This is a genomic window from Microcystis sp. M083S1 (genome assembly GCF_020246405.1).
In the GTDB taxonomy this organism is placed as follows: domain Bacteria; phylum Cyanobacteriota; class Cyanobacteriia; order Cyanobacteriales; family Microcystaceae; genus Microcystis; species Microcystis aeruginosa_C.
The window spans coordinates 1-8,638 of sequence record NZ_JADBTB010000021.1 but is presented as its reverse complement, the minus strand read 5'-3'; the positions used below and the strand labels follow the sequence as shown (position 1 = coordinate 8,638).

At 41.5% G+C, this 8,638-nt stretch carries 10 protein-coding genes and 2 pseudogenes; 4 read left to right on the top strand and 8 right to left on the bottom strand.

Going from position 1 to position 8,638, the window contains the following annotated elements; all coding sequences use genetic code 11:
• Window positions 1-248: 248 nt before the first annotated feature.
• From IM450_RS01975 to IM450_RS01955, 5 genes are all read right to left on the bottom strand, one after another.
• A complete protein-coding gene (locus tag IM450_RS01975; protein WP_002747335.1) occupies window positions 249-608 on the bottom strand; it encodes a hypothetical protein in 360 nt (119 codons plus the stop codon).
• Window positions 592-1,023 (bottom strand): hypothetical protein, encoded by a 432-nt coding sequence (locus tag IM450_RS01970; protein WP_223211178.1) that lies wholly within the window; start codon window positions 1,021-1,023, stop codon window positions 592-594. Before IM450_RS01970 ends, IM450_RS01975 begins: the two co-directional genes overlap by 17 nt.
• 76 nt (window positions 1,024-1,099) lie before the next feature.
• Window positions 1,100-1,954 carry an Rpn family recombination-promoting nuclease/putative transposase gene (locus IM450_RS01965; RefSeq protein WP_287669789.1) on the bottom strand — a complete coding sequence of 285 codons (855 nt, stop codon included), beginning with the start codon at window positions 1,952-1,954 and terminating at the stop codon, window positions 1,100-1,102.
• 175 nt (window positions 1,955-2,129) lie between these two features.
• On the bottom strand, window positions 2,130-2,324 hold the full coding sequence (locus IM450_RS01960) for a DUF2949 domain-containing protein (RefSeq protein WP_002757016.1): 195 nt from the start codon (window positions 2,322-2,324) through the stop codon (window positions 2,130-2,132).
• 369 nt (window positions 2,325-2,693) lie between these two features.
• Window positions 2,694-3,215, bottom strand: a complete 522-nt coding sequence (locus tag IM450_RS01955) for a DUF192 domain-containing protein (RefSeq protein WP_287669787.1) — start codon at window positions 3,213-3,215, stop codon at window positions 2,694-2,696.
• 352 nt (window positions 3,216-3,567) lie between these two features.
• Between IM450_RS01955 and petM the strand changes: the two genes are divergently transcribed.
• The 3 genes from petM to thyD all read left to right on the top strand — a co-directional run bounded on the left by petM (window position 3,568) and on the right by thyD (window position 5,309).
• Window positions 3,568-3,681, top strand: a complete 114-nt coding sequence (gene petM / locus IM450_RS01950; RefSeq protein WP_012265655.1) for a cytochrome b6-f complex subunit PetM — start codon at window positions 3,568-3,570, stop codon at window positions 3,679-3,681.
• A gap of 104 nt (window positions 3,682-3,785) precedes the next feature.
• Entirely contained in the window at window positions 3,786-4,145 is a 360-nt protein-coding gene (psb28, locus tag IM450_RS01945) for a photosystem II reaction center protein Psb28 (protein ID WP_002757021.1), read from the top strand.
• A 240-nt stretch (window positions 4,146-4,385) separates the two neighbouring features.
• A complete protein-coding gene (gene thyD / locus IM450_RS01940) occupies window positions 4,386-5,309 on the top strand; it encodes a thylakoid membrane protein ThyD (protein WP_287669784.1) in 924 nt (307 codons plus the stop codon).
• Between the two features lie 35 nt (window positions 5,310-5,344).
• Here the strand turns inward: thyD and IM450_RS01935 are convergent, their stop codons facing one another.
• Both IM450_RS01935 and IM450_RS01930 read right to left on the bottom strand, forming a co-directional pair.
• Entirely contained in the window at window positions 5,345-6,070 is a 726-nt protein-coding gene (locus IM450_RS01935) for a GUN4 domain-containing protein (protein WP_287669782.1), read from the bottom strand.
• 903 nt (window positions 6,071-6,973) lie between these two features.
• Window positions 6,974-7,272 (bottom strand): annotated as a pseudogene (locus IM450_RS01930) (ISAzo13-like element transposase-related protein); the annotation flags it as partial.
• A gap of 439 nt (window positions 7,273-7,711) precedes the next feature.
• On the opposite strand from IM450_RS01930, the gene IM450_RS01925 reads away from it, so the two are divergent.
• Window positions 7,712-8,497 (top strand): alpha-amylase family glycosyl hydrolase, encoded by a 786-nt coding sequence (locus IM450_RS01925; RefSeq protein WP_287669780.1) that lies wholly within the window; start codon window positions 7,712-7,714, stop codon window positions 8,495-8,497.
• Here the strand turns inward: IM450_RS01925 and IM450_RS01920 are convergent.
• Window positions 8,487-8,638: pseudogene (locus tag IM450_RS01920) on the bottom strand (RNA-guided endonuclease TnpB family protein); the annotation flags it as partial. The gene IM450_RS01925 and the pseudogene IM450_RS01920 sit on opposite strands and share 11 nt — an antisense overlap.

Genomic DNA, 8,638 nt, shown 5'->3' with positions numbered 1-8,638 from the left:
CTAGCAAATGGAGAGAATTCTTGTCCATTAAGAAATGTTACAAATTACATGGGTACATTAAGAAAAGTTAAGGGGTTACATCCATTGATGGATAAGGGTTTTCGGCTATTATAGTATATATGTATGGGGGGAAGTTCAGGAATACAGGAAAAAAATATTATGAACTTAGTTCAGTCCATAAAAGATTTATTTTCTCAAAATAATCTATGAGCTAAAAAATTGACAATAAAAGCGATCTAGTTTTGGGGCTATTTATATCTAACCTCCTTTTCTCTGATCGCTTCACTTGCATCTTCTGGAGTCAAAAGTCGTTGCTGTTTTTCACTAAAGTAAAATATTTGATAATTAGGTGATAATTCCTCTTGTAATTGCCGCCAAATATTGACACCTTCCCTCTCAAAATTGTCTTGACTTACTGCATCAAAAAAATGTGAATCGGCGGGATTATCCCAATTTATAATTTGATTATAAATCTCTGCCCAATTACTTAACTTCTTTTGGATAGAACTCGATAAAGGTAACTCATCTAAGTCAAGGTTATCAGCAGTTTCCATATCCCAAAGAGGCGAATAGTTATATTCTGCCATTAGTTTAATTTTTCTTTTCATCAAGGTCTTCTCCTAAGAAACGTTGGATGAGTTTTCGGGGAGTGGGATTCGCACTAACTACATAACCATTACTACCAATATCGATAGAAATGTATTGAATTTCTCCTTGATAATCAACTTTATAAATACTTCTGCTCGTTCCTTGAGTGCCGATTAATTGACCCATGGTAATTGCTTTCATCAAGAAATCAATAATATTATTAATCGCAATGCCTCGACGCTGAAAATCTTCTCCATGTTTATTAAGAATATGTTCCCAACCCGATGAAGAATTACCAATTTCTAAAAAGATTATCCGCCCGTTGTCTAATTGAGTAATGGCAATAATATCTTGGGAATTGTGTTTAATATTTCTAAGCTTTAGTTCGTTAATTAACTCCTCAAAACTATTTTCATCGGGCATTGGTTTTTTCAACGACAAAAATGCTTAAATCGGCGTTTTAACCAGAATCTTGATTGATTTTGACTCAGATTATAGTTAAATCAATTCTCTACCCTTGCGTAGCTTGTCGGACTTGTTCTAAGTCTAAATCCAAAGCTTGAGCGATTTGTTCCACACTTAAACCCAAGGCCAGCAAACGGGGAATAGATTCCAGTTTAGCCTCTAGTTTTCCTCGCTCTAGTCCTCGCTCTAGTCCTTGTTCGAGTCCCTCCTGTTTAGTTGCTTCCTTCCATTCCTGATAGGTTTGAGATAAAGTCATAAACACCTCTCTATCTTCAGTTTCTAGGATGTTATTTATTTCCATACTAACCCGCCAACTAATTAATAATTCCAGGACATTTTCCCGGAAAGCATTACCTTGAGGTAATTCTAACAATTCTCGCACCGCTTGGTTTTGAGTTTTTCCCCTTCCTAATAATCTTAACCAGAGAGTCTCAGCAGTCACAGGCAATTGATTAATAGCGATAATTGCCGTGCGATAAAGCGCGGGAAGAAAATAGACTCCTTCTGGCCAATCTGGGTCTATTTTTGCCCCAATACTCTCTAAAAGAGTCAGACTAGCTGAAGGGGATAAAATCCATAAGCGAGGGGTATTGTCTTCATTGTAACTCTGATTTTCCCGTTTGGCTTGTCTTTGCAGTTCGGCCAAAATCGTCAAAAGTTTCGCTAAACAATTACGAATCTCGCTACGGTTGGGAGGATTGCGATAGGGTTCAATCAGGACAGTATTAAGGACAATTCTGCCTAATAATCCCAGATAATCGGGGTTGGGTTCGGGATTGGGGGAAAAAAATAAATCTATCTGTCGAGTTTCATCGCTGACTTCTTTGCTGATTTCGACGATTCCCAGGGGAGAAAGTAATTGTTCAAGGTAATTTTTGGCAAATTGGTCATGGGGTTTCATGGACTGAACAGTTAATCGATAATTCTCAATTGTATAGTTATTAAAAAAGTGGGTTTAAATAACCCACTTCTCAGGTGATGATGGTAGTTTTTAGGATGGGAATTTTCAAACTGTGCCAGAAACTATGAGTAGCCATGGCAATTATTCTCCTTGTCAATAGTGAGCAATTGTAAGATTAGACTACCTCTTCGAGAAAATCATAAATTTTGTCTAATTGTTCCAAGGTCACTAAACCGTACTGCCAGAGAATCATCGGTAAATGAATTTTATCAGATTGGATCGAGCGCTCGGCCATAGCGATCGATTCTTGGGGAAGGGACAATTCCTCTTGCAGAAATCGTCGGAATTGGGAATAGGCAATCGTGGACATAGGGGGATTTTTTTCCTCAATAGTATAGTATATCTCGTGATTTTAACAAAACACTACCTGATCGGTTTCAAGGACAGTTAGTCTTGCGATCGTTTTTTCTGTATCTAAGCTATCTCGATGATAGAGAGTGCTTTCCTAAAAATCGCTGGCTCTCTTAAGATAGTCCCATTAGATCGAGCAGAATTTTGTCTCTGTTTAATCTATAGCAAGGGTGAAGATTATTCAATCTATGACTTGATAGACTATAAAAATCTTAATCGATATGGTTATATCCTAAACAGTATAAATGCGTAATAGCTTCTAAAAGCCATACTTATATTTCCAGACAAGGGACACCTTCTATAAGAAAGTTAACACCATTTTCAAAAATCAAGGTCTTGAGATAGACTCAATCTTAATTTTATCTCCTTCTTTCACTCCTAATTCTTTGGCTCGACCCCCAGCTAGTTCGATCACTTGATTAACCATGGTGTTTGGCCCATAGACAGGACAAGGATCGACAGCACAAGGAGGGACATTTAGCAAAACTGCTTTTACTATACCATCTTTTAGAAAAATCATGTCTAGAGGAATCGAGACATTTTTCATCCAAAACCGGGCCATCAGAGGTTGTGCAAAGGGAAATAGCATACCGCGATTTTTCTCCAAAGACAAGCGATACATTAAACCTTTGGCCTGTTGTTCGGGGTTTTGAGCAACTTCTAACTCAATCATCTCACCATTAATATCTGCTTTGGCCGTGATCGGTAATATTTGCCCTTGATTCTCATGCGTAATCTGAGCCATTGAACTATTATTACCATTGAGATTAGTCGATTGACAACTCAGCAGCAACAAACCTAAAAATAGTATTAACTTGATCTTGAGCATAAATGATTTTTTACCAGTCATCACCAATAGTTATCAATACTTAATTTTTCTAGTATAAGTAGAGAATTAAGCAGATAAAACATTAACACAAAGTGGCGACAGCAAATATAAAGATAGTATTAAAAATATCTGGTAAGCTGTACTGCATTGAAACTGCCTATCGGGATTTTTAGTACAAATGCTCGAACTCCTTCTCTCTCTTCCTTGAGGAGAGGAGCAGGACTGCTAGAACATATATACTAGGAAGGCTCTCAAAGTTATTGGCCGATTTTCTCCCTCAATTTTGCCCTAGTCCGGCAGCAGTCGATCGCCTTCGTAGGTTAAAATACCATTGATCTATTGATCGATTATTGTAGGCTCAGGAGCAATCACCATGACCGCAGAAAGTATGTTATTTAATGGGGCGATCGTGGCGATCGTTCTCGTCCTCGTCGGATTAGCTTGGGGTTTTCTCCTCCTCAAAATCCAAGGTGGAGAAGCGGAATAGCTTGTTTTTCGGTTCATGGTTACTTTATTAGTAGTCATGAACTACTTTTTCCCATGAAAAGTAATTAAGAGAAAATCAATAACTAAAATTTTACGCCCACACCTATGACCACTCCCACGATCGAGTTTTTTGTCGGTTTATCAGAAGAATTAAGCGGTGTTAGTCTCCGCAAAAATAAAAGTACCGGGATTCGCAATGTCCTGATGACTTTTAAAACCCTGAAAGCGATCGAACGTTTCCAAAGTTTCACCACCCGTACCTACGGCGATCTCCGTCTCACCGATGAGGAAGGAGTGATTATAGTTATTCCCAACTCGACTAAGTTTATTTTTGGAGGAGATGAAGGAGATGAAATTCAACGGGTAGAATGTGGTTTTGAAATCACCGATGAACACTGGGAGCGTTTTCTGCGCTTTATGAATCGTTACGCGGCAGCCAACGGGATGGGGTATCAGGATAAGTGAGAAGTGGGGTGATGGGGTGTGGGAATTATGAATTATGAATTATGAATTGGGGAGTGGGGAGAATAAATAAAAATAATCTCCTGACTAGAAAGAGGGTGTAGGGTGTGGGGTGTAGGGTGTGGGGTGTAGGGAAGGAAACCTCTTTCATCTGTGGTGGTGAAAATTTTTTCATCGGGACTGAATACTGAATACTAATAGTTAAAAACGAGCTAAAATAAGGATAAATTTAGTCAAGAAACCATGAAAATAGCGATTACTGGGGCGACGGGATTTGTGGGTAGTCGATTGGTGGTCAAACTCTATGATCGCGGCGATGAAATCCTAATTTTGACGCGCAATCCCGATAAAACCAGGAGAATTTACCCAAAGTCAATCTATCCTAAGATAGAGATTATTCCTTATATCGCCACAGAATCGGGGGATTGGCAAAAAGAGATTTCTGGATGTGACGCGGTGATTAATCTAGCGGGAGAACCGATTTCGGAACGCTGGACCAGTGAAACAAAACAGGCAATCGTCGCTAGTCGGCAAATCGGCACCGAGAAAATTGTCGAGGCGATCGCCTTAGCACCCCAGAAACCGAAAGTTTTAATTAACTCCTCGGCGATCGGTTACTATGGAACCAGTGAAACCGCTAGTTTTGACGAAAATAGCCCTCCCGGGGGCGATTTTCTGGCAGATGTCTGTAAAAAGTGGGAAACAGCCGCCCAAAAAGTTAAAGATTACGGCACTCGTTTAGTCATTCTTCGCACGGGTATTGTTTTAGGCAATGGGGGTGCTTTAGGGAAAATGATCCCACCCTTCAAACTTTTTGCCGGCGGTCCGATTGGCAGCGGTCGTCAGTGGTTTTCTTGGATTCATCGGGATGATTTAATTAATTTAATCATCTATTGTCTCGATCGCCCGGAAATCAACGGCACTTTCAACGCTACTGCACCCAATCCCGTCCGGATGAAAGAATTCTGTCAGATTTTAGGGGAAGTAATGAATCGTCCTTCTTGGTTGCCAGTGCCAGATTTTGCCCTCGAAATCCTTTTGGGAGAAGGGGCAAAAATCGTCTTAGAAGGTCAAGAAGTGCTGCCAAAAGCCACTCAAGCGCTCGGTTTTGACTATCGTTATCCTAATCTAGAAGCGGCCTTAGAGGAAATTGTCCCGAAAATGTAGAAATCTGATATACTGGGGGGCCGAATGCTCTCAATCTATTTTTCACTCCAGACGGGATGGGAGAATAAAGAGGCGGCCACTCTCACCCCGCGCAGTTGATTTAACAGGGGTAAATGACCCACGGGAGCGCTTAAATCCCAGATAAATTCTTGGGGGTATTTTGTCCAATTATTGCCATTTTTCCAGCCAATTTTCGGCCAGAGTTTCGGGAAATCTTGACCGACACCGATCCATAATTTGCGCTGCACCGACCAACCGAATTTTCCTTCCGAATGAACTAACCAAAGATTATCAATAGTCTGAATATCTACACCGGGGAAAGCTTCCACTTCCGTAAAATAGACCCATTTCCTCTGTATTGCCCCTTCTCCTGCTAATTCACAGAGTTTTTGACGGGTGAGACTATCGGCAGTTTGAAAATCCTGTTTAGCCAATAATTCCTGTAAAAGTCGATAATCGATACCTTTAGCACTATCGAGGGGAACCACACCCGTGGGGAAATAATTAGCTAAAAATTCCTTGCTTTGATCGCTATTATCTTGATAGAGCAATTGATAGGCCTTACCTGTCACCAGATTAACAGGAGTGGGGTGCTGGGCTAATAAAAAATCTCTCAATACGGTTAGGCCACCTTCTCCGGCCCCGGCTAATTGTGTCAGAATCTGTAATTGATTTTTCGGCGACTCGGTGGCTAATTGACTCATCTTACGGGTAATATCCTCGCTTTGTTCTTCTACTAACACGCCATTCTGGTCAGTCATATCATCACTTTTAAAACCACTCCTTCAATACTATTACCACTATTTCGGGGTCGCTGCTCGATTTTTTCCCGACAAAAAAGGGATTTTTAGCGGGTGGTTGATCCTACACTGAATAACCAGTTCAAACCATAACGGTACAAAGGTGATACCAAATTGTCATTCTAACCCGCGTGTTACCCAACCCAGGTTATGGGAGAAAAGAACCGATCAGCCGGAGACTCAATCTCAAAATAAACCCCTGAGACTCCAAATGTAGGTTAGCAGCTGCGTGAGAACTCAAACATTTGCCAAGGGGACTAGGCGGGACTAGGTGGGAAGTGTTGGGACGCAAGGCCATTTAGTTGGTTTCCTGGTTGTGAAACTAACTAAATGTTCTTGGCAGATGCTTGAGTTCTCAATCTAGTATTCAAAGCTACTGATTGCGGGTGAGTTCAGCCGTAGGGTGAGTTCCCTAATGTGGCTCCTACTGCTCCAGCGATCAATTTTTGGGAACGCACCATGCACATTGATTGAAGCTGTGGGTTTAAGTGCAATGCCGCCCTTGTCGGCCCAGTTGGGGAATGTTAGCGAAGATACCCAATGTTTAGGTTAAAACATTGGGGCAAAAGTTGCAACAGGGTCAGGCCAATGACAGTTAATCAACCCCGCTACAGTAAAGAAGAATTCGCTCGACGTGGTAAAGAGATTTATGAATCTCAGGTGCGCCCCCAAGTCGAGTAGGGCAATCATGGGAAGATTGTGGCAAAAGCTTATTAGATAAACTCCGCTATTTACAGAGTTTTATGTGTCAACATATCAGCTATTTACACTGGTTTAGGAAAATTGTCTATTCAATTTTAAAAATGGCGTTTTGTGGTTGTTATATTGTTAAATGTAAAGTTTTATTACGAGATTCAAGGTTTCTGGGGTTAGGGTTGTTTTCGGATTAAAATTATGATCGTTTGTTTCGACAGTTATTCTATTTTTACCTCCTCGATCAAACAGTACAATATTAACACGGGCTTTGGCATCTAAACTAAGACGTAACATCGTAGGGTCTTCAGGTGCTTCCCGATTAATGTTAGCTAATTCATCAAAGATTGCTGCGGTTTCTGTCATTTTTTTTGAGGTAAAACTTTAGCCAATCTTTTCAGAAGATAACCTAAGTTATTTAATTTAACCCGAATAGTTTCCTCGGTCGGTAAATCCTCATCGCTGTACCCCTATTTAGCTATGACAAACATTTTCGGGCGGTCAATGGGTTGATAACGGGAAATAGCATCGCCGATTTTGCGATTATTCGATCTTAAGAGAATTGCTTCGGCTCGGTATCACTGAAAGTGTAGCTTCAAGGGATACCAATAAGCCAAAAGTAAGAATCGAACTTATCAAAAACTATTTGAGAGGTAGTCTTTAACTTTTGTTAAAAATAAGTGAGTGGACAAACTCAGAAAAATTAAGTTTTGAAAGTTTAATTGCACTTTAATATACTTTCACTTTACCCTAGAAGAAGAACATCAAAAAGTCAAAAAATATAGATGAAGACGGTCAACAAGGAGGGAATAAACCAACGAACTCATCCCCAGAAAAAAGCGTTTTAAGTAGGAATTGAAAGAGCGGCGGACAGGGTGAGTAGTTTGAAAGATTGAGAGGAAAAATACCATGACGACAACCGTTCAACGCTTAAGCCAACTAAATTTTGTATCCCTATCACTGGCGGGGGGATTGTTCCCGTCGCCGATCGCCTGGGAAGACCAAGCGTTCTATTTCTTGATGCTCGATCGCTTCTCCGATGGTCGTGAAAACGGGTACAAGGACAACGAGGGGAATTTGGTCCGGAGTGGGACAACCCCAGCCTACAGTCCCGCTGGTGCGGAAAATGCCGTGAAAACAGAAGCAGATGCGGCTCACTGGCGCGAGGCGGGGACAAAATATGTGGGGGGAACGCTCAAGGGGTTAGAGAGCAAAATCGGCTATCTGAAACGATTGGGGGTGACGGCGCTCTGGATTAGCCCTATTTTTAAACAGGTTCGGTTTCGGGAAACTTATCACGGCTACGGCATCCAGAATTTTTTGGAGGTGGAACCCCACTTTGGCAGCCGCGAAGACTTGCGGGAAGTGGTGCGAACTGCCCATGCCAACGGCATCTATGTGGTTTTGGATATCATTTTGAATCACGCGGGCAACGTCTTTTCCTATTCGGGAGAACAGGATCACCCTTGGACTGGGGGGATGTACCCGGTTGAGGGTTTCAACGATAAAGACGGTAATCCGACAATTCCCTTTGTCAAACCCGATCCGCAAAATCCCCCCGATTATGATGGGGCATTATTTCCGGTGGAATTGCAGGATCCCGATACCTTTACCCGTAAGGGGTACATCAAAAATTGGGACTTTGACATCCTCACCGCCGTAAACGGACGGCGATTCCCAAACCTCACGATTTGAGTTTCTGCTTCTTTCCCGAAGGATTTTTCGCACCTGCCTTAACAGATTTACTCTGTTCTGGTCTTATGGTCGCTCTACAGACTGACACCGCAAGCCCTGCGGCCAAAATATTTTTACTAGCGTTAATATCTCGGTCATGGT